This is a genomic window from Synechococcus sp. R5-15, assembly GCF_047462035.1.
In the GTDB taxonomy this organism is placed as follows: domain Bacteria; phylum Cyanobacteriota; class Cyanobacteriia; order Thermostichales; family Thermostichaceae; genus Thermostichus.
Map to the genome: position 1 here is coordinate 1 of NZ_JANSIK010000011.1, position 667 is coordinate 667.

The 667-nt window shown below is 58.6% G+C and carries 1 protein-coding gene; it reads right to left on the reverse strand.

Annotated elements, in window-relative coordinates; genetic code table 11:
* Positions 1-60: 60 nt before the first annotated feature.
* The gene (locus NW839_RS01400; protein ID WP_414332127.1) at positions 61-528 is read right to left on the reverse strand and encodes a peroxiredoxin family protein; all 468 of its coding nucleotides are present in this window, start codon (positions 526-528) and stop codon (positions 61-63) included.
* Between the last annotated feature and the right edge of the window lie 139 nt (positions 529-667).

Consider the following 667-nt stretch of genomic DNA (forward strand, 5'->3'; position numbering starts at 1 on the left):
ATATCCGCCTTTCATCCCGACCCTCCTGCTGTTGCAGAGAGTGCGGGGCTTCCCGGCGAGCTAGCTAATCGCCCTCACGGCCTCCAGCAGCTCCCGGTTGTCTCGCTTGAACAAGGGCAGCCACTCCACATGCTGGTAGCGTAGGATCCCTTGGCTATCCACCAAAAAATAAGCCCGCCGCGTCCCCAGCAGGCTGTCCACCCCGTACTGCTGGCTCACGGTTCTGTCCACATCGCTCAGCAAAGGAAACTCCAGCTTAAGCTGCTCGGCAAAGGCTTGGTGCCTGGAGAGGGGATCGCTGCTGATCCCCAAGATCTCGCAGCCCGCGGCCCGGAAAGCTTCCCAATCCTCCCGAAAGCAACGCATCTCGCTCGTGCATACCGGGGAAAAATCCGCCGGGTAAAAGGCCAGCAACACCTTGCTCTTGCCCCGGTAGGCCGCCAGTGAAATCTGGGCTCCCTTTTGGATCCCTTTCCCCACCGCAGGCAAGCTAAAGTCAGGAGCAGCAGCCCCAATCACAATCCCCATAGACCCGTCTAACCCAATCTGAGCTCACTTCAACAGTCTAACGGTGGATCCGGATCCCTTCTGGCTTCAAAAAACTTTGGGTTGGATATCTTGACGGGGTGGTGGGGGTGGGGATAGGGTAGTAAAGCGCCACAAGGCC